Source organism: Mesorhizobium qingshengii, assembly GCF_027563465.1.
Classification (GTDB): Bacteria; Pseudomonadota; Alphaproteobacteria; order Rhizobiales; family Rhizobiaceae; genus Mesorhizobium; species Mesorhizobium qingshengii_A.
The window spans coordinates 202772-221984 of record NZ_JAPFQA010000002.1; the positions used below are offsets into that span (position 1 = coordinate 202772).

The 19213-nt window shown below is 64.3% G+C and carries 17 protein-coding genes; 9 read left to right on the forward strand and 8 right to left on the reverse strand.

Features of this window, described 5'->3' with window-relative positions; genetic code table 11:
- Positions 1-149: 149 nt before the first annotated feature.
- A complete protein-coding gene (locus OOJ09_RS05545) occupies positions 150-1259 on the reverse strand; it encodes a Gfo/Idh/MocA family protein (RefSeq protein WP_269904231.1) in 1110 nt (369 codons plus the stop codon).
- Between the two features lie 155 nt (positions 1260-1414).
- Between OOJ09_RS05545 and OOJ09_RS05550 the strand changes: the two genes are divergently transcribed.
- The 9 genes from OOJ09_RS05550 (at position 1415) to phnN (ending at position 11186) form a co-directional block, all read left to right on the forward strand.
- The gene (locus OOJ09_RS05550; RefSeq protein ID WP_269904856.1) at positions 1415-2260 is read left to right on the forward strand and encodes a MurR/RpiR family transcriptional regulator; all 846 of its coding nucleotides are present in this window, start codon (positions 1415-1417) and stop codon (positions 2258-2260) included.
- A gap of 191 nt (positions 2261-2451) precedes the next feature.
- Complete coding sequence (locus tag OOJ09_RS05555) at positions 2452-4386, forward strand: bifunctional 5-dehydro-2-deoxygluconokinase/5-dehydro-2-deoxyphosphogluconate aldolase (protein ID WP_269904232.1); 1935 nt, start codon at positions 2452-2454, stop codon at positions 4384-4386.
- A gap of 34 nt (positions 4387-4420) precedes the next feature.
- On the forward strand, positions 4421-6271 hold the full coding sequence (iolD, locus tag OOJ09_RS05560; protein ID WP_269904233.1) for a 3D-(3,5/4)-trihydroxycyclohexane-1,2-dione acylhydrolase (decyclizing): 1851 nt from the start codon (positions 4421-4423) through the stop codon (positions 6269-6271).
- Positions 6272-6420: 149 nt separating this feature from the next.
- Complete coding sequence (iolE, locus tag OOJ09_RS05565; protein WP_269904234.1) at positions 6421-7338, forward strand: myo-inosose-2 dehydratase; 918 nt, start codon at positions 6421-6423, stop codon at positions 7336-7338.
- Positions 7339-7416: 78 nt separating this feature from the next.
- Complete coding sequence (locus OOJ09_RS05570; protein ID WP_269904235.1) at positions 7417-7635, forward strand: DUF3329 domain-containing protein; 219 nt, start codon at positions 7417-7419, stop codon at positions 7633-7635.
- A 5-nt stretch (positions 7636-7640) separates the two neighbouring features.
- A complete protein-coding gene (iolB, locus tag OOJ09_RS05575; RefSeq protein WP_269904236.1) occupies positions 7641-8453 on the forward strand; it encodes a 5-deoxy-glucuronate isomerase in 813 nt (270 codons plus the stop codon).
- 239 nt (positions 8454-8692) lie between these two features.
- The gene (locus tag OOJ09_RS05580; RefSeq protein ID WP_269904237.1) at positions 8693-9400 is read left to right on the forward strand and encodes a DUF1045 domain-containing protein; all 708 of its coding nucleotides are present in this window, start codon (positions 8693-8695) and stop codon (positions 9398-9400) included.
- A gap of 20 nt (positions 9401-9420) precedes the next feature.
- Positions 9421-10560 (forward strand): alpha-D-ribose 1-methylphosphonate 5-triphosphate diphosphatase, encoded by a 1140-nt coding sequence (locus OOJ09_RS05585; protein ID WP_269904238.1) that lies wholly within the window; start codon positions 9421-9423, stop codon positions 10558-10560.
- The gene (gene phnN, locus OOJ09_RS05590) at positions 10557-11186 is read left to right on the forward strand and encodes a phosphonate metabolism protein/1,5-bisphosphokinase (PRPP-forming) PhnN (protein WP_269904239.1); all 630 of its coding nucleotides are present in this window, start codon (positions 10557-10559) and stop codon (positions 11184-11186) included. The genes OOJ09_RS05585 and phnN overlap by 4 nt, the downstream gene beginning before the upstream one ends.
- Positions 11187-11346: 160 nt before the next feature.
- Here the strand turns inward: phnN and OOJ09_RS05595 are convergent, their stop codons facing one another.
- From OOJ09_RS05595 to OOJ09_RS05625, 7 genes are all read right to left on the reverse strand, one after another.
- Complete coding sequence (locus OOJ09_RS05595) at positions 11347-12228, reverse strand: SMP-30/gluconolactonase/LRE family protein (protein WP_269904240.1); 882 nt, start codon at positions 12226-12228, stop codon at positions 11347-11349.
- Positions 12229-12230: 2 nt separating this feature from the next.
- Positions 12231-13199 carry an ABC transporter permease gene (locus OOJ09_RS05600; protein ID WP_269904241.1) on the reverse strand — a complete coding sequence of 323 codons (969 nt, stop codon included), beginning with the start codon at positions 13197-13199 and terminating at the stop codon, positions 12231-12233.
- Entirely contained in the window at positions 13196-14227 is a 1032-nt protein-coding gene (locus tag OOJ09_RS05605) for an ABC transporter permease (RefSeq protein WP_269904242.1), read from the reverse strand. The genes OOJ09_RS05600 and OOJ09_RS05605 overlap by 4 nt, the downstream gene beginning before the upstream one ends.
- Positions 14228-14230: 3 nt before the next feature.
- Positions 14231-15733, reverse strand: coding sequence for a sugar ABC transporter ATP-binding protein (locus tag OOJ09_RS05610; RefSeq protein ID WP_269904243.1), 1503 nt, complete (start codon positions 15731-15733; stop codon positions 14231-14233).
- A 66-nt stretch (positions 15734-15799) separates the two neighbouring features.
- Positions 15800-16867: a substrate-binding domain-containing protein gene (locus OOJ09_RS05615; protein WP_269904244.1), complete on the reverse strand. Its 1068-nt coding sequence runs from the start codon at positions 16865-16867 to the stop codon at positions 15800-15802.
- Positions 16868-17032: 165 nt separating this feature from the next.
- Complete coding sequence (locus OOJ09_RS05620) at positions 17033-18097, reverse strand: sugar ABC transporter substrate-binding protein (protein ID WP_256752510.1); 1065 nt, start codon at positions 18095-18097, stop codon at positions 17033-17035.
- 297 nt (positions 18098-18394) lie between these two features.
- The gene (locus tag OOJ09_RS05625; protein WP_269904245.1) at positions 18395-19165 is read right to left on the reverse strand and encodes a GntR family transcriptional regulator; all 771 of its coding nucleotides are present in this window, start codon (positions 19163-19165) and stop codon (positions 18395-18397) included.
- Positions 19166-19213: the final 48 nt, after the last annotated feature.

The following is a 19213-nucleotide window of genomic DNA, read 5'->3' on the forward strand; positions in this document are numbered from 1 at the left end:
GGTGCTGGAAGAAACGCTGCGTTAAAATATAGAATGATTTTAAATGTTTAAGACTTCCAAGTAGCGATCTGTCCAGCACCCCTCATCCGACCGAGCTTCGCTCGGCCACCTTCTCCCACAAGGGGAGAAGGGGAAGCCGGCGGCGGCCGTTACCTCACATCCACCCAGCGCTTTTCCTGGAACGAGCGTGCCATCGCGTGCACGGTGCGCTCGATCTCCAGCCCTTCGGCAAACTCGATGATCCGCGCCGGCCTGCCGGCAAGGCGCGTCATCAACTCATGACATTCGATGATCTTGAGGTCGTTGAAGCCGAGGCCATGGCCGGGTGCCGGCAGGAAGGCGTCATAGGGCTTGTGGTGCGGCGCCACCAGGATGGTGCGGTAGCCCTGCTCGGTCGGGCGATCGGCGGTAAGGTAGAGCTGGAACTCGTTCATCCGCTCCTGGTCGAACAGGATCGATCCCTTCGAGCCGAAGATCTGGATGGCGATGCGCCCCTTGCGACCCCAGGCGGAGCGGTTGACCAGCAGCGTGCCGGCAATGCCGTTTTCCAGATGCATCAGCACGCTGGCGATATCATAGGTCTCGACCGCGCGGCGCCCGCCGGCCGCCAGCTTGCGGTCGGCATAGGGCTTGGCCATATCGCAGATGACGCTGGCGACGCGCCCAAACAGCACCGAGACCAGCGACAGCGGATGCACGGCGAAATCGTCGAGCGCGCCATAGCCGGAAGCGGCCTCGTGCTTCCAGAAGAACAGCGCCTCCGGATCGGCCATGAAATCCTCATCCATCTCGATGCGCAGATGGTTGACCTCGCCGATGATCTTCTCGTCGAGCAGCGCGCCGATGTGTCGAATGGCCGGGCTCTGGATGTAGTTGTAGCCGAGTGCCGCGACCTTGCCTGATTTTTTCGCCGCGGCCGCCATGGCCTCGGCTTCGGCGAAGCTTGGCGCCATCGGCTTCTCGCACCACAGATGCTTGCCGGCCTCGAGGATGGCGATGGCCATTTCCGGATGGAACTGGTTGGGCGTGGTCAAGGAAATGACGTCGACTTGCGGGTCGTTGACGACGGCGCGCCAATCGCCGGACGCCTTGGCAAAGCCGAACTCGCCCGCCTTGCGCCTGGCGAGCTCCTCATTGACCTCGCCGAGATGGACAAGCCGAGGCTTGGCCACATCGGGAAACACGGCACCGACGGCGCTCCATGCGATGGCGTGACATTTGCCCATGAACCCCGTGCCGATAAGACCGACGCCAACCATTTTCCATTTTCTCCACTGCCTGAAGCGTTCGATGGATGAATTAGTCCATTTTCCCCAGGAATGGAATGTCTGCCTCATTTTTTATGGCGTTCTTGCGCAGGCTCGCTATGATGAGGCAGAGAGGGCATCCACAGATGAGCTTGGACAGGGCGACAATGGACGAACGGGTACCTCGCGACTTCGAGACGCTGCGCGCCACCATTCTGGACCGGCGTGAAAGCCTGCCGAGACGCATCGCCCAGATCGCCGCCTATGCGCTCGACAATCCCGACGACATCGCTTTCGGTACCGCCGCCAGCATCGCCGCCTCGGCCGGCGTGCAGCCGTCGACCTTGATCCGCTTTGCCCAGCAGCTTGGCTTCGACGGCTTTACCAGCCTGCAGCAGGTGTTTCGCGAGCGGCTGCGCGAGCGCAACTCGTCCTATGACGAAAGGTTGCTGGCCTTGCGCGCCAAGGCCGAAGGCGGCGCCGGCCACCGCGCGATCTTCGACGGCTTCGTCGCCGCCGCCAGCACGTCGCTCAACGATATTTCGCGCACGCTGGACGAGACGCATCTGGAAGACGCGATCTCCCTCCTGGCCAGGGCCGAGACGATCTATGTGCTGGCCAAGCGCCGCTCCTATCCGGTGGCGACCTACATTGCCTATGCGCTGGGCAAGTTGAAGATCCGCAACCAATTGATCGAATCGGCGGCCGGCCTCAATGCCGAGATGATCGCCTTCGCCACGCCGGCGGATGCCGTCATCGCCATCTCCTTCTCGCCCTATGCGCCTGCAACCATCGAGGAAGCGCGGGCCATTTCCGAGCGGGGCGTGCCGATCGTCGCCATCACCGACAGCTCGTTTTCGCCGCTCGCCCAGTTCGCCAGGGTCTGGTTCGAGGTGGCCGAGGCGGATTTCGCCGGCTTCCGCTCGCTATCGGCGACGATGGCGCTGGCCATGGCGCTGACCGTTGGCGTCGGCGAGAAACGGCGCGACTCGGGTCGCAGGCGCAAGGCCTGATCAGGCCCTTTTTCTTGTTCGACCATGGTCTTTTCCGAAAACCGGCAGCCACTTTTCGGGATCATGGTCAGGCAATTTTAAACCGGGGAATGCTCATTCCATATTGACTATGTATTGGAATTATTATTTCATATTCCCGGTGCCACGCTGCCGCTCGCGCGTGAAGACAACAAGGCCGACGGGAGGTTCCAATGAGCGAAGCCGTGGAAGCGAAACATACGCCGCTCGACGTCATCACCATCGGCCGTGCTTCCGTCGACCTCTATGGCCAGCAGATCGGCTCGCGGCTGGAGGACATCACCTCCTTCGCCAAGTCGGTCGGCGGCTGCCCGGCCAACATTTCGGTCGGCACCGCCAGGCTTGGCCTGCGCTCGGCGCTGCTCACCCGCGTCGGCGACGAGCAGATGGGCCGCTTCATCCGCGAACAGCTGACGCGCGAAGGCGTTTGCGTCGACGGGCTGAAGACCGACAAGGAGCGTCTGACCGCGCTGGTGCTGCTGTCGGTCGAGGATGAAGGCGTCTCGCCGATGATCTTCTACCGCAGCGACTGCGCCGACATGGCGCTGGCGCCGGAAGATATCGACGAAGCCTTCATCGCCTCGGCCCGCTCGATCGTCGTCACCGGCACGCATTTCTCCCGCCCCAACAGCGATGCCGCCCAGCGCAAGGCGATCCGCATCATCAAGGCCAAGGGCGGCAAGGTGGTGTTCGACATCGACTATCGGCCCAATCTGTGGGGGCTGGCCGGCCATGCCGAAGGGTTCGAGCGCTATGTCAAGTCGGACCGGGTCTCGGCCCAGCTGAAGACGGTGCTGCCCGATTGCGACCTCATCGTCGGCACCGAGGAAGAGATCATGATCGCGTCGGGCGCCGACGATTGCCTGAGCGCCCTGAAGACGATCCGCTCGCTGTCCTCGGCGACCATCGTTCTCAAGCGCGGCGCCATGGGCTGTATCGTTTATGACGGCCCCATCAGCGACGATCTCGAGGACGGCGTCGTCGGCAAGGGTTTCCCGATCGAGATCTACAATGTGCTTGGCGCCGGCGACGCCTTCATGTCCGGCTTCCTGCGCGGCTGGCTGGGCGGCGAGAGCTTCGCGACGGCGGCGACCTGGGCCAATGCCTGCGGCGCCTTCGCCGTGTCGCGGCTGCTTTGCGCGCCCGAATATCCGACCTTCGAGGAGCTGCAGTTCTTCCTCAAGAACGGCAGCAAGCACCTGGCCTTGCGCAAGGACGAGGCGATCAACCACATCCATTGGGCAACGACGCGCCGGCGCGACATCCCCTCGCTGATGGCGCTCGCCTGCGATCACCGCGTGCAGCTGGAGGATGTGGCGGCGAAAGCCGGCGCCGATCCGGCGCGCATCCGCGATTTCAAGGTGCTGGCCGTCAGGGCGGCGGCAAAGGTCGCCGCCGGCCGCGACGGCTACGGCATGCTGATCGACGAGAAACATGGCCGCAAGGCGATGTTCGAATTCGCGCATCATCCCTTCAGCTGGCTTGGCCGGCCGGTGGAACTGCCGGGCTCGCGGCCGTTGCGCTTCGAGTTCTCACAGGACATCGGCTCGCAACTGGTGGAATGGCCGGTCGACCACTGCATCAAATGCCTGTGTTTCTACCACCCCGACGATCCGGCGGCGCTGAAGGAAGAGCAGCAGCAGAAGCTGCGCTCGCTGTTCGAGGCGGCGCGGAAAGTGGGCAGGGAGCTTCTCATCGAGATCATTGCCGGCAAGCATGGCAGGCTCGACGACACGACCATCCCGCGCGCGCTGGAGGAACTCTATGCGCTCGGCATCAAGCCCGACTGGTGGAAGCTCGAGCCGCAGGCATCGGCCGGCGCCTGGGCCAGGATCGAAGCGGTGATCCTCAAGCACGACCCCTGGTGCCGCGGCGTTGTGCTGCTTGGCCTGGAAGCGCCGCAGGACGAGCTGGAAGCAGCCTTCGCCGCCACCGCCAAGGCGCCGATCGTCAAGGGCTTTGCCGTCGGCCGCACCATCTTCGTCCACGCGGCCGAACAATGGCTGGCCGGCAAGATGTCGGATGACGAGGCAGTGGCCGACATGGCGTCGCGCTTCGAACAGCTGACCGAGGCGTGGCTTGCCGCGCGCGGTCGTAAAGCAGCATAAGAAAGCGCGGCGTAGGACTGCGGAGGAAAACACCATGAGCAAGACAATCCGCCTGACGATGGCGCAGGCGCTGACCCGCTTTCTCAGCAAGCAGATGACCGAGATCGACGGCCAGAAAGTACCGATCTTCGGCGGCGTGTGGGCGATCTTCGGCCACGGCAACGTCGCAGGCATCGGCGAGGCGCTCTACCAGCTGCGCGACGAACTGCCGACCTTCCGCGCCCACAACGAACAGGCGATGGCGCATGCGGCGATCGCCTACGCCAAGGCCAACTTCCGCCGCCGTTTCATGGCGGCGACGAGTTCGATCGGCCCGGGCGCCCTCAACATGGTGACGGCGGCGGCACTCGCCCATGTCAACCGGCTGCCGGTGCTGTTTCTCCCCGGCGATGTCTTCGCCAACCGCATCCCGGACCCGGTCCTGCAGCAGGCGGAGGATTTCTCCGACGGTACCGCGACAGTCAACGACTGCTTCCGTCCGGTTTCGCGCTATTTCGACCGCATCACGCGGCCGGAGCAGATCATTCCCGCACTCAGCCGTGCCTTGGCTGTGCTGACCGATCCGGCCGATTGCGGCCCGGTGACGCTGTCGCTATGCCAGGACGTGCAGGCCGAGGCCTATGACTATCCCGAGAGCTTCTTTGCCGAGCGGGTCTGGCACCAACGCCGGCCGCGGCCGGACCGCCACGAACTTGCCGCCGCTGTCGCGGCGCTCAAGGGCGCGAAGAAGCCGCTCATCATCGCCGGCGGCGGCGTGCTTTATTCGCAAGCCTCGGACGAACTGGCGAAGTTCGCCGAGACGGCCGGCATTCCGGTCTGCGAGACGCAAGGCGGCAAATCCTCGTTGCCGGACGATCATCCGCTCAACATGGCGGCGGTCGGCGTCACCGGTACCTCGGCCGCCAACCGGCTGGCCGAGGGCGCCGATGTCGTGCTGGCCATCGGCACGCGGCTGCAGGATTTCACCACCGGCTCGTGGGCGCTGTTCAAGAATTCCGGCAAGACCATCATCGGGCTCAACGTGCAGCCTTTCGACGCCGGCAAGCACCGGGCGCTGCCCTTGGTCGCCGACGCGGCCGAGGGGCTGGCCGAACTCGGCACGGCGCTGAAGGGCTGGAAAGCGCCTTCCGCCTGGACCGACAATGCTGCCACCGGCAAGAAGGCCTGGCGGGCCGACGCCGCCAGGGTGACGGCGTCAACCAATGCCGCCTACCCGTCCGACGCGCAGGTGATCGGCGCCGTGCAACGCGCCATGGGCTCCGGCGTGATCCTGCTGAATGCAGCAGGCGGCCTGCCGGGCGAACTGCACAAGCTCTGGCAGGCGGGCGCCCCCGGCTCCTACCACGCCGAATATGGCTTCTCGACCATGGGCTACGAAATCGCCGGCGGGCTCGGCACCAAGATGGCGAAGCCCGACGAGGAGGTCGTCGTCATGATTGGCGACGGCTCCTATCTGATGCTGAATTCCGAGATCGCCACGTCGGTGATGCTCGGTTTGAAGCTGACCATCGTGCTGCTCGACAACAGGGGTTATGGCTGCATCAACCGGCTGCAGATGGCGACCGGCGGCGCCAACTTCAACAATCTCTTGAAGGACTCGCGCCACGCGGTTCTGCCCGACATCGACTTCGCCGCGCACGCGGCGAGCATGGGGGCGATCGCCGAGAAGGTGCCGTCGATAGCGGGGCTCGAAAACGCGCTGCAAAAGGCCAAGAAGAACGACCGCACCACCGTGCTGGTCATCGACACCGACCCGCTGGTTTCCACCGAGGCCGGTGGCCATTGGTGGGACGTGGCGGTGCCGGAGGTCTCGGCACGCAGCCAGGTGAACGCGGCGCGCAAGGCCTATGACGAGAAGCGGCAGATGCAGACCATTGGCGATTGAATGATCGCGCTGCCAGTCCCTACCTCCCCTTGTGGGAGGTCGGACCGAAGGTCCGGGTGGGGGTCTGGCGCCGCACCCCCACCTCGCTGCTTCGCAGCGACCCTTCCCACAAGGGGGAGGGTGACACGAACTAAAAATGGAGCGACGACTTGAAAGCCAGACTGGGCATGTCCCCCATCGCGTGGTGGAACGACGATCTTGCGGAACTCAGCGATGACGTATCGCTGGAGGAGTGCTTGCGCCAGTCGCGTTCGGCCGGCTTTACCGGCATGGAAATGGGCCGGCGTTTTCCCAATGACCCCAATGTCATGCTGCCGATCCTGAAGGCAGCCGATGTGACGCTGTGCGGCGGCTGGTTCTCGGGTACGCTGGTCGATGAGGACATGGCCAGGAACAAGGACCGCATCCAGCCGATGATCGACCTGTTCAGGGCGGTGAATGCGCCTTGCATCGTCTATGGCGAGGTCGGCCGCTCGATCCAGGGCGATCGCTCGAAGCCGCTCGCCACCAAGCCGAAGCTCTCGGACGACGAGATGAAGGCCTATGCGAAGCGCCTGACCGAGTTTGGCGAATGGTGCGCCGAGCAAGGCATGCCGCTGTCCTATCACCATCACATGGCGGCGGTGGTCGAGACGGAGCCGGAGCTCGATGCCTTCATGCGCTATTCCGGAGCCGGTATCCCGCTGCTGCTCGATGCCGGACATCTGGCCTTTGCCGGCGGCGACGTGCTGCGCGCCATCGACAACCACCACAAGCGCATCAGCCATGTGCATGTGAAGGATGTGCGCATGGGCGTGATCGACAAGCTCGACCGCACGAAGCAGTCCTTCCTCGACGCCGTGGCGCTCGGCGCCTTCACGGTGCCGGGCGACGGCTCGCTGGATTTCGGCGCCATCGTGCAACGGTTCGCCGATCATGGCTACGAAGGCTGGTTCGTGGTCGAGGCCGAGCAGGACCCGAAGAAGAACCCGCCGCTCAAGATGGCGCAGGTCGGCCACAAGGAATTGATGCGCGTCATGACCGCCGCCGGCTACACGGTCGAGACACAAGGCTTCCCCAATGCCTAGGGCTTCCCCAATGCCTAGGGCTTTCCCAATGCCTGATGCGATGGTTCCCTGTGAAGCCGGTTGCTGTAGATTGGCCCTATGAAAGATTCCGAACACCCGTTCTTCCGCCCGCTGTGGCGGCGCGTCGCGGTCGTCGCCGTCTGTGTCATCTGGTCAGTCATCGAGTTCGCCACCGGCACGCCGTTCTGGGGCGTCATCGCGCTCGGTTTCGCCGGCTACGGCGTCTGGCAGTTCTTCTATCTCTACAAGCCGGCCGACGAGACCAAGACGACGGCCGAAGCCGAACCGAAGGAGTAACCCGGATGTCGAAGCTGCTGGTGAAGGCCGACAAGGGCCATGGCCGCGTCGCCCATGTGACGCCGGAAAGCGCCGGCTGGACCTATGTCGGTTTCGACCTGCATCGGCTGAAACCCGGCGAGACGGCTTCCGGAAAAACGGATGATCGCGAGGTCTGCCTGGTGTTCGTCACCGGCAAGGGCAAAGCCAGCGCCGGCGGCAAGGAGCTCGGCCTGCTCGGCCAGCGCATGTCGCCCTTCGAGGGCAAGCCGTGGTCTGTGTACGTGCCGGGGGGATCGGACTGGTCGGTGACCGCCGACACCGAGCTGGAGCTCGCGGTGTGCTCGGCGCCGGACCTTGGCGGCGGCCTGCCGGTTCGTGTGATCGCACCGGACGATCTCGGCCAGGAGGTGCGCGGCAAGGGCACCAACACGCGCTACGTCACCAACATCCTGCCGGAGGGCAAGCCGGCCGACTCGCTGCTGGTGGTCGAGGTCATCACGCCCGGTGGCCATACGTCGAGCTACCCACCGCACAAGCATGACCAGGACAATCTGCCGGCCGAATCCTATCTCGAGGAAACCTACTACCACCGGCTCAACCCGCCGCAGGGCTTTGCCTTCCAGCGCGTCTACACCGACGCCGACAAGGATGGCCATCGCGCGCTCGACGAAGCGATGGCGATCGAGGATGGCGACGTGGTGCTGGTGCCCAAGGGTTATCATCCCTGCGCCGCCTGCCACGGCTACGACCTCTACTATCTCAACGTCATGGCCGGTCCGAAGCGGACGTGGAAATTCCACAATGCGCCCGAGCACGAATGGCTGATGAAGGCCTGACCACGCATTTCGCAGCCAAGTGGGATCACTTGGCGTTGCACAAATGCGACCAAGCATAAGAACCGGGATCCATCCATTCGATGGATTCCGGTCGTGCCTTTTGCGTGAAGCTGTTGGTTCAGCTTGGAAAAATCGTCGGCTAAGGACCAGCCAGGTCGATTTGCCTTCGAAAACCCTTCAAAGCTTCGTCAATCCGTCATGGAAATCACCTATGGCAACGAGACTGACGAGGACTTTCCATGCGTTATGCCATCTATTTCACCCCCCGGCAGGACGAGAAGCTGGCGCGGATCGCCGCCAACTGGCTTGGCCGCGACCCGTTTGGTGCCGCGACAAGGCCGGTTGAGGCGGTGGGCGACCTGTCGGCGGCGGAAGTCGCCTTCCATACCGCTTCGGCGCGCCGCTACGGCTTTCACGCGACGTTGAAAGCGCCCTTCCGCCTGGCTGCCAACGAGACGGAAGCCTCGTTGCGCGCAGCACTCGACACTTTTGCCGAAGCGACGCCGGTTGTGACAATCCCGCGCCTTGTCGTCAGCCAGATCGACGGCTTCTTCGCGCTGGTGCCGGAAGGACCGCTGCCGGCGCTCAACCGTTTCGCCGATGATGTCGTGCTCGGCTTCGACCAATTTCGCGCGCCGTTGACCGAGGCCGAGATCGAAAGGCGCAGCCCCGATTCGCTGAAGCCGGCCGAGTTCCGCAATCTCTGCCAATGGGGCTATCCCTACGTCTTCGAAACCTTTCGCTTCCACATGACGCTGTCCGGCCGGGCGGCGTCACAGGAAAGCCCTCGTCTTCGCCTAGCCATCGACAGCCTGTTCGCGGAGGTTCTGCAACAGCCGGTCCTGGTCGACGCGCTGACGCTGTTTGTCGAAACCGAACCGGGCGCGCCGTTCATGGTGCTCTCCCATCACGCGCTCGGGCGCCGCGCCGCTAGAAGAACCGCGTGAATAACCAAGGACTGCCTGAAATGACCGCCGAGACTGTTCTCCACAATGCCCGCATCGTGCTCGCCGACGAGATCGTCGAGGGTTCCCTGGTGCTGCGTGACGGCTTTATCGCCGGCATCGATGCCGGCGCCGGCCGCACCGGCGAGGACATGGGCGGCGACTATATCATTCCGGGACTGGTCGAACTCCACACCGATCATCTCGAAGGCCATTACGCGCCGCGGCCGAAGGTGCGCTGGAACCCGATCGCCGCCGTGCTCGCCCATGATGCACAGGTAGCGACCGCCGGCATCACCACCGTGCTCGATGCCTTGCGCGTCGGCATGGACGAGGACGCCGACCTGACGTCGACCGACATCCGCAAGCTGGCCGACGCGATCGAGGACAGTGTGCAGCAGGATCGGCTGCGCGCCGACCATTTCATCCATCTGCGCTGCGAGGTTTCGGCACCGGATTGCCTCAAGGCCTTCGCCAATTTCGACGGCGACGAGCGGGTCAAGCTGGCATCGCTGATGGACCATGCGCCCGGCCAGCGCCAGTTCGTCAATCTCGAAACCTATGCCTACTATTACCAGCGCAAGCTGAAGTTGACCGACCGCGATTTCAAAGTGTTCTGTGAAAAGCGGATGGCGGAATCGGCGCGGAATTCGGCACCGAACCGGGCGGTGATCGCCGCCGCCTGCCATGAGCGCGGCATCGTGCTGGCCAGCCATGACGACGCCACCATTGGCCATGTCGACGAAGCGATCGAGCAAGGCGTGCGTGTCGCCGAGTTCCCGACCACGGAGGAGGCCGCCAGGGCCTCGAAAGAGGCCGGGCTCGGCGTGCTGATGGGCGCGCCCAACGTCATGCGCGGCGCCTCGCATTCGAGCAACGTCTCTGCCCGCACGCTAGCCAGCGACGGCCTGCTCGACATATTGTCGTCCGACTACATCCCCTTCAGCCTGATCCAGTCCGCCTTCTTCCTTGGCGATGTCGTCGAGGGCATTACCTTGCCGCAGGCGGTCGCCATGGTGTCGAAGAATCCGGCTGAAGCCGTTGGCCTGACCGATCGCGGCGTCATCGAACAGGGCCGGCGTGCCGACCTCGTGCGCGTGCGCGTCGACGACCATGTTCCGGTAGTGCGCACGGTCTGGCGGCAGGGGCGTCGGGTTGCATGATGGTATCGGCGTTGATCGAGCGTGAACTGTCCGCCGAGACGTTTCCGATCCGCGACGGCGTCTTCGTCGCCGTTGTGGGCCCGAGCGGCGCCGGCAAGGACACGGTGATCGGTTACGCCCGTGCCCGCTTCGCCGACGAGACCCGGCTGGAGTTCGTCCGCCGCGTCATCACCCGGCCGAGCGATGCCGCAAGCGAGGATCACGACACGCTGGCCGAGGCCGCCTTCGTCGAAGCCGAAGCCGACGGCGCCTTTGCCATCTCCTGGGAGGCGCACGGCTTGCGTTATGGCATCCCCGCCGACGTCGACTGGTCGGTCGCCAATGGCCGTGTCGCCGTGGCCAACGTGTCGCGCGCAATCATCCCGGTGCTGCGTGAGCGTTATGCCAATCTGGCGATCGTCGAGATCACGGCCTCGCCGGACGTGCTGGCCGAGCGGTTGGCAATGCGCGGCCGCGAGTCACGCGGCGAAGTGCTGGCGCGGCTGGCGCGCAGCGCCAATGTGACCTTGTCGGGACCTGGCGTCACCTCGATCGACAACAGCGGTCCGCGCGAAACGGCTGGCGAGCGCTTCGCCGAGGTGCTGCGCAGGGCGATGGCCTTTTCCGACATGTCGGGTCTGATCTAGGTCCGGCAACCCGCGCAGCAGGCCATGGCTTGACGCAACCCGACACGCACCGCGACTTGACGAAATCCACGGCATACCGGCTATCCCAAGCGTCGTTTCGCCACCGGAATGACGCGCAAGGTCTGAAATCCGCTGGTCACCCCGGTGGAGTAGGGAAGGGTCAGCCTTTGAATGCTGGCAGCGTCAGGCCCTTGACGCCGACGTCGAGCGCGAACAGCCCGCCCGGATTCTTCTGGCGGACGAAGTGACTGGCCGGACGCCGGAGCACGGCCGAGGTCACATAGAGGACATCGAGGTCCTTGCCGCCGAATTCGCAGCAGGTCGGCAGGTCCGTCGGCAGCAGCACGGTCTGCATAAGCTCGCCGTCCGGATCGTAGCGACAGACCTTGCCGGTCACCGGGATCGTCACCCAGTAGCAGCCTTCCGCATCGACGGTGGCGCCGTCGGCGACGCCGCCGGTCACCGTCATGTCGATGAAGGTGCGGCGGTTCTCGATCTCGCCGGTGGCGGCATCGAAATCATAGGCCCACACCGCGCCGGCATGGCTGTCGGAGAAATACATGGTTTTCGAATCCGGGCTCCAGGCCAGCCCGTTGGAGCAGCCGATGCCGTCGATCATCTTGTGGACCGAAAGGTCGGGATCGAGTCGGTAGAGCGCGCCGATGAATTCGATCGGCTGGCCCGGCACCTCGAACATCGAGCCCGACCAGAAACGGCCCTGGCGGTCCGGCTTGCCGTCGTTGAAGCGGGTTTTCGGCATATGTGCTTCCGGGTCGACGATCGCCTCGAACCTGCCGGTTGCCGGGTCGAAGAAATGGAAGCCGTTTGTCATGGTCAGTACCAGGCCGCCCTTCTCGCGCAGGCCAAGGCAGCCGAGATATTCCGGCGTCTCGAACACATCGTCCTTGCCGGTCGATGGATCGTAGCGATGGATCAGCTTCTTCCAGATGTCGATCCACCACAGCACGCCGGCTTTCGGGTCCCAAAGCGTGCCTTCGCCGAGCTCGGCCTTGGCATCGACGACACAGGTGATTTCGACCATGGTCAGCCCTCCTTTCCGCGCATCTTGCCGCCAAGCCCGGCAAAGGTTTCGCTGCCGATCGACACGGTGAGCAGGATCACCGCGCCATAGACGATCAGCAGCGCGCCGCTCGACAGGTTCAGCGCCGGCAGCAGGCCGGTGAGGATGGTCAGCACCATGGCGCCGGCGACGGTGCCGAGATAGTGGCCGCTGCCGCCGAGGATGGAGGCCCCGCCGATGGCGACCGCCGCGATCGAGGTGAACAGATAGGCGTCGCCCATGCCGAGATAGGCCTGGCCGGAATAGCCGGTCAAAAGCATGCCGGCGAAGGCGGCGGTGAGGCCCGAGATCACATAGGTCAGGATGGTGGTGCGCGCCGTCGGCACGCCGGAGAATTCCGCCACCGTGGCGCTGGTGCCGAGCGCATAGAGGTGGCGGCCGAACGCCGCCTTGGAGAGCAGCAGCGTCGCCACCAGCGTCAGCGCAAGCCAGATCAGCGCGATGACCGGGAAGGCGCCGATGCGACCTACCGAAAGGAATTGGATCAAGGCCGGTGCCGAGGGTGTCGGCGAACCGCCGGTCAGCACCAGGATCAACCCTTGCAGGATGACGTTGGTGGCCAGCGTCATGATGATTGGCGGCACGCCGAACTGGGCGACGCCGACGCCGTTGATCAGCCCGATGAAGGCGCCACCGGCGAGCAGCAGCGGCATGACCCAGACCAGCGGCAGGTCCTGGCCGCCGCACAGCAGCGCCATGACAATGGCCGCCGAATTGAGCACCCATGGCACGGACAGGTCGATGCCGCCGCCGATGATGACGAAGGTCTGGCCGAGCGCGACGATGCCGACGAAGGCGGCCAGCACGACGGTCGAGCGCATGTTGGAGACCGACAGGAAGCCCGGCGAGAACAGCGCCGTGACCAGGAGCAGCACGACCATGCCGGCATAGGCAAGCACGACGAGCCGGTTGCGGGCGAGGAAGGCGTTCATTGGACACGGCCCCTTGCGGCCTTTTCGGCGACGGAACTGGCCAGCACCGAGAGCAGCAGGATGACGCCCGAAGCGACCGGCTGCCAGTAGCTCGACACGTGCAGGACGAAGACCAGATTGCCGATGAGGGTGAGCACGAAGGCGCCGATCAGCGTGCCGGCGAGATGGCCGCGGCCGCCGAACAGGCTAACGCCGCCGATGACCGCCGCCGCCACCGAAGGCAGGATGTAATCCTTGCCGATGGTTGGCGACCCGGCCCCGGTCTGCGTCGTCAGAAACAGTGCCGCCCCCGCCGCGAACAGGCCGGAGAGGCCATAGGTGATGAGGTTGACGCGGGCGATCGAGACGCCCGACAGGAAGGCCGACTTTTCGTTGGAGCCTGTTGCCTGGATGGTGATGCCGACGCGGGTGGCGCGGAACCACCACCAGAACAGCAGCAGTGCCAGCAGCATCCACACCGGACTGGTCAGGCCGAACAGTTGCGCGTAGCCGAAGCCTACCCACCAGGCTGGCACACTGCCGCCATCGGTCGGCAGGATGATCATGGCGACGCCGTTGAGGATCGACCATGTGGCGAGCGTCACCAGGAAGGGCTGCAGCTTGAGCAACGAGATCAGCAGACCATTGAGCGCGCCGATCAGGAAGCCGAGCGCGAGGACGGCCAATGCCCAAAGTGCGGTGGTCGAGGGGTCGTCGGTGAAGCGCGTTGCCGCGATCACCGTGCCGAGGCTGATCATGCCACCGATCGACAGATCGATGCCGCCGCGCACCAGCACGATGGTCTGGCCGGTCGCCGCCAGCATGAGCGTCAACGCCGCCGCCGTGTCGAGGTTCAGCTCATCCAGCGAAAAGACGCCGGACTGCAGGCTGCCATAGATGGCGACGATCAAGGCCAGCATCAGGCACGCGACGAGGAACGGCGCCCGGTCGAGCAGGCGGCCGCGCCAGTCGATGCCCGGCTTGGCGGATTTCATTTCGGCGGGCCTTTGCGCCATCTCCACAGGTTGCTCCGCGATCGCCATCACCATGCCTCAGGCCGCCTCGTTTTCAAGCATGGCGGCGCGCAAAATGCCGGCTTCCGAAATGCGGTCGCCCTCGAGCGTCGCAGCCACGTGGCCGTTGCGCATCACCAGCACGCGGTCGGCGACATGGACAAGCTCCGGCATGTCGCTGGAATGGAACAGGATGGCATAGCCCCTGGCCGCGAGGTCGCGCATCAGCTGGAAGATCTCGCCCTTGGTGCCGACATCGACGCCGCGCGTCGGATCGTAGAGCAGCAGCACGCGCGCTTGCGTGAGCAGCATCTTGCCGAAGATCACCTTCTGCTGGTTGCCGCCCGACAGCGTGCCGGCAAGCTGTTCCGGCGTGCCGGCCTTGATGCGCAGGAAGTCGACCATTTCCTTGACCAGCGCGGCTTCCTTTTGCCGGCTCAGCAAACCGTTTTCTGTAAAACGCTTGATGACCGACAGCGTCAGGTTCTCGCGCACGCTCTTGGTCAGAAGCAGGCCTTGCCCGCGCCTGTCCTCGGGCACCAATGCGATGCCATCCTCGCCGGTCAACGCCTGGCGCGGATTGGCGATCGAAACCGGCTTGCCCCAGAGTTCGATGGTGCCGCTGGCCTTGCTGGCGCCGAACAGCGCCTGGAACAGTTCGCGCTGGCCGTGGCCCTGCAGGCCGCCGACGCCGAGCACCTCGCCCTCGCGCAGCGCAAAGTCGACCCCGGAGAGCCGGCTGTCGCTCGATAACCCCTTGACCCTGAGCGCGATGCGATCGGTCGCGGTGGCAATCCGCTCGGGGTAGAGCCGGTCGAGGTGCCGGCCGATCATCTGGGTGACGATCTCGTTGTCGGAGACGGCATTGGCCTCGTGTACTGCGATGGTGCTGCCATTGCGGAAGATGGTCAGCCGGTCGGCGATGGCGCGCACCTCGGCCATTCTGTGCGAGATGAAGATGACCAGCCTGCCCTCGGCGGCGAGCTGCCGGGTGAGCTTGAGCAGCCACTCTGCCTCGCGCGCGGGCAGCGAGGAGGTCGCCTCGTCGAGGATCAGGATGCGCGGGTCCTTGGCCAGCCCCTTAGCGATCTCGACGATCTGCCGTTCGGCCAGTGTCAGCCGCCGCAATTCCTGGTCGGGGCGCAGTGCAGGGAAATTGTATTTGTCGAGCAGCGCCAGCGTCTTGCGGCGCATCTCGGCGCGATTGACGGTGCGCAGAAGCGTTCTTGGCTCGTGGCGGAACCAGATGTTCTGCTCGACGCTGAGATCGGGGATCAGTGACAGCTCCTGGAACACGGCGGCGATGCCGCGCGCCTGGGCAGCATCCGGATTGGCCGGGCGATAGTCCTGGCCGTCGACCAGGATCGAGCCGCCGTCATGCCGCACCGCGCCAGACAGGATCTGGATGAAGGTGCTCTTTCCCGCGCCATTTTCGCCGAGCAGCGCATGCACTTCGCCGGCGCGGGCGCTGAATGTCGCCTCGCTCAGCGCGACGATGCCGCCATAGCGTTTGGACAGGCCTTTGACAGTGACGAGGTCCATGGGCTGCTTCCGAAAAGCTCTCCCGACATCCTGCGATGCCGGGAGACAGGGTCGCGGTGACGGATGTTACTTGCTGCCGGCGGCTTCCGCAGCGGTGATCTCGACCCAGTCGGGCGTGATCGGCAGCGTCAGGCCGGGCGCCTGGTCGGGGAAGGCATTTTCGCCGACCGCGATCTTGATCATCTTGGTGCCGGGGTAAAGCTTGGACTCGAACGGATCGGTGGTGACGAAGTCACCCTTGACCGAGACGGAGCGCTCGGCCGGCTTCTTGCCGGTGTCGAGAATGTCGACCGCCAGCTTGATCGCTTCCGACGACAGATAGGCCGGGTTCGAGCCGAGGATACACTTGGCGCCTTGCGTCTGCGCACAGGTGAGCGCGGCGACATTGTAGGAGAAGCCGACGACCGGGACGATCGGCCGGCCGGCATCCTTCAGCGCCTGGACGGCGCCGGAGCCATAGCCCTGCGTCATGATGCCGTCGATCTTCGGATTTGCGGCAAGCAGTGCGGCGACGCCCGACTGCTCCGGCCCGAGCGCGTAATTGCCGTTGTAATAGCCGACGACCTTGATGTCGGGATATTTGGCCAGCACCTTCTCGTAGCCCTGCCGCAGCTGCGCCGAGATCGGCGCGCCGGCAAGGCCGCGGTCGAGGATGATGTTGCCCTTGCCGCCAAGCTGCACGGCCATCCACTCGGCCATGACAGAGGGGATGCGGTCCCAGTCGGAGGCGACGGCGAAAGCGCAGGGCTCGGTCACCACCTGGTCGAAGCTGATGACCACGATGCCGGCGTCGCATGCCTTCTTGATGGTCGGGTTCAATGCCGAATCCGAACCGGCATCGACGAGGATGGCGTCCGGCTTCTGGCGGATGATGTTGTTCAGCGAGTTGATCTGCGCCTGGACCGTGTTCTCGACGTTCTCGATCTTGAGGTCGACGCGGCCCTTCAACGGTCCCTTGTTGACCGACACGGTGGCGACACGCTCCATCTGCTGGCGCCAGTCATTGCCGACGAAATTGTTCGAGAGATAGATGGTGTAGGGCTTCTTATCCTCGGCGTGGCCAGGCACCGTGCCGATGGCGATCGCGGACACGGCAAGGCTTGCCAGTCCGGCGCAAATTGTCTTCAGTTTCATGATCTCTCCTCCTTGCGTTTCCTGCATCAGCCGGTGACGGACTTCGCCATCTTGGTGGGTGCTGCGTGTAAATTGATACCGGTACCAATGCGCCTTGTCAATTTAAGCCAGGGCGCATTGGAGAGGCCCGGAGGCGACCATTTCGTCACCGATCGGCAGGCATCGTCATTTCGAGCCGGCGGCCTCGGCGGGGGTGATTTCGACCCAGTCCGGGCTGACCGGGAGAAACAGGCCCGGCGCCATGTCCGGAAAGGCATTCTTGCCGACCTCTATCTTCTGCATGGTCGCATCGGGATACAATTCCGACGGCACTGGATCGGTGGTGAGGAAGGCATTGCGCAGCAGGATCTTTTTCTCCGCCGGCTTCTTGCCGTCGAGTATCTCCACCGCGAGTTTCAAGGCCTCGGCCGACAGATAGGCAGGGTTGGGTGCAAGGATGCACTGGGCGCCCTGGGTCTGCGCACAGGTCGTCGTCGTCAGGTTGAACGGACTGCCGGTGATGGGAACGATCGGACGACCGGCATCCTGCAGCGCCTTGATCGCTCCGGCGCCGTAGCCCTGAACGAAGATGGCGTCGACTTGCGGGTGCGCCGCCAGCAGGCTGGCGACGCCGGCCTGCTCCGGTCCAAGTGCATAGTCGCCGTTGAAATAGCCGACCACTTCAATGCCGGGATATTTCTTGATGACTTCCTCGAAACCGCCCTGCAGCTGGGCGGAGATCGGAGCACCGGCAAGCCCGCGATCAACGAGGATCTTGCCCTTGCCACCGAGTTTCTTGACCAGCCATTCGGCCTCCACGCGCGGCGCCCGGCCCCAGTCGGACTCCATCGTGTAAGCGCAGGGCGCGCTGACGATCTGGTCGAAGGCGATGACCACGATGCCGGCCTTGCAGGCCTTTTCAATCGTCGGGTTGAGCGCTTCGCCGGAGCCCGCGTCGATCACGATGGCGTCGGGCTTGTTGCGAATGATGTTGTTGAGGGAATTGATCTGCGCCTGGACCGTGGTCTCGACCACCTCGACCTTGAGGTCGACGCGGCCGGCAAGCGGCGGCTTCTTGACCGCGATGTCGGCGCTGCGCAGCATCTGCTGGCGCCAGTCGTTGCCGACGAAATTGTTGGACAGGTAGATCGTGTAGGGCTTCTTGTCCTGTGCGTTGGCCGGCACGGCATCGATCGACAGCAAAGTCGTCGCGATCACCGCAAGCCCGGCGAAGAATGCGCCTGCTTTCATGATTTCCTCCTCCCGTGTTTGGTGTCGGCCGCGCGAACGCCGCCGCCTGTCAAGTGCCTTCGCGGCACACCCCCTTATGGACAGACTTTGTTCTGTGCATGCCGTTACCCCAGAACCACTTCGCACTTCGGCGACGACACGCACCAGGCAAATGCTCGACGTCGGATGCGGCTGCGCATCCACGTTTGATCGTGGTTTCCGACGCAGCCTCCATCCTAGCTATGATGCTATTATAATTTTATAAAGCTGTCCATGGCCGAGACGACGAAATCGGCGTGGCAATCCCGCCGATCGGGTTCAGGCGAGGTCGTTCGGCGCGTCGTAGCTGATGCTGAAAAGATCGGCCGGATGCCGCGCGATGGTGAACTCGATGCTCTGCTGGTCGGCCGACTGGTAGAGCATCTCCACGCTCAGGACCGCACTGCCCAGCGCGATGCCGAGGTCTTCCGCGATGGCCTCGTCGGCGATCTCGGCGCGGACCGTGACATGCGCGACGTCCAGCCGCAGACCGAGATGCCGTTGCACCGAACGAAAGATCAGCACGTCGGAAAAATCGTCCCGCTTCAGCTTCGCTCCGACAATTGGCGGGAAATAGCTGGTGATCTGAGCCTTCTTCTGCTCACCCACCGACAGGATGCCGCGCAAGCAGTAGCCCGCCTCGTCCTTGCCCATGCCGAAATGGCGCTGGAGCACGGGGGAAACCTCCTTGCGATAGGATTTCACCGTCAGCTGCGCATCCTTGGTGAAGGCCGCCATGTCGGCGAAGTTCTTGAATTTCCAGCTGAGGTTGACCGACGGATTGCGCGCCGTCACCACCGCCGGTTTGGCCGACCGCTTCCTGATCAGCCCGTCGGCCTCGAGGTCACGCAAGGCCTGGCGCACGGTGATCAGGCTGACGCCGAAATGCTCGGCAATGGTCGCTTCCTTCGGCAGTTCACCGCCAACGGGAAAGGTGCCGTCGCCGATCGGCTCGCGCAGGATGTCGGCAAGCTGGCGGTAAAGCGGCCCGTTCGAGCGGCCGAGTGCGCGCCGGGGAAGTATGTCGATGGTGGGAACGGAATGATCCATGAGCCTCGTCGCGCCTGTGTCGAAGCTTTTATAATAGCTTCCTCGCGC

Bases quoted from the DNA above. Each gene is read 5' to 3' on its own strand.
- OOJ09_RS05610 (WP_269904243.1), bottom strand. From the start codon at position 15,733: ATGGACCTCGTCACTGTCAAAGGCCTGTCCAAACGCTATGGCGGCATC.
- OOJ09_RS05585 (WP_269904238.1), top strand. From the start codon at position 9,421: ATGACCGCCGAGACTGTTCTCCACAATGCCCGCATCGTGCTCGCCGAC.
- phnN (WP_269904239.1), top strand. From the start codon at position 10,557: ATGATGGTATCGGCGTTGATCGAGCGTGAACTGTCCGCCGAGACGTTT.
- iolB (WP_269904236.1), top strand. From the start codon at position 7,641: ATGTCGAAGCTGCTGGTGAAGGCCGACAAGGGCCATGGCCGCGTCGCC.
- OOJ09_RS05615 (WP_269904244.1), bottom strand. From the start codon at position 16,867: ATGAAACTGAAGACAATTTGCGCCGGACTGGCAAGCCTTGCCGTGTCC.
- OOJ09_RS05600 (WP_269904241.1), bottom strand. From the start codon at position 13,199: ATGAACGCCTTCCTCGCCCGCAACCGGCTCGTCGTGCTTGCCTATGCC.
- OOJ09_RS05620 (WP_256752510.1), bottom strand. From the start codon at position 18,097: ATGAAAGCAGGCGCATTCTTCGCCGGGCTTGCGGTGATCGCGACGACT.
- OOJ09_RS05595 (WP_269904240.1), bottom strand. From the start codon at position 12,228: ATGGTCGAAATCACCTGTGTCGTCGATGCCAAGGCCGAGCTCGGCGAA.
- OOJ09_RS05570 (WP_269904235.1), top strand. From the start codon at position 7,417: ATGAAAGATTCCGAACACCCGTTCTTCCGCCCGCTGTGGCGGCGCGTC.
- OOJ09_RS05545 (WP_269904231.1), bottom strand. From the start codon at position 1,259: ATGGTTGGCGTCGGTCTTATCGGCACGGGGTTCATGGGCAAATGTCAC.
- OOJ09_RS05625 (WP_269904245.1), bottom strand. From the start codon at position 19,165: ATGGATCATTCCGTTCCCACCATCGACATACTTCCCCGGCGCGCACTC.
- OOJ09_RS05555 (WP_269904232.1), top strand. From the start codon at position 2,452: ATGAGCGAAGCCGTGGAAGCGAAACATACGCCGCTCGACGTCATCACC.
- iolD (WP_269904233.1), top strand. From the start codon at position 4,421: ATGAGCAAGACAATCCGCCTGACGATGGCGCAGGCGCTGACCCGCTTT.
- OOJ09_RS05605 (WP_269904242.1), bottom strand. From the start codon at position 14,227: ATGGTGATGGCGATCGCGGAGCAACCTGTGGAGATGGCGCAAAGGCCC.
- OOJ09_RS05550 (WP_269904856.1), top strand. From the start codon at position 1,415: ATGGACGAACGGGTACCTCGCGACTTCGAGACGCTGCGCGCCACCATT.
- OOJ09_RS05580 (WP_269904237.1), top strand. From the start codon at position 8,693: ATGCGTTATGCCATCTATTTCACCCCCCGGCAGGACGAGAAGCTGGCG.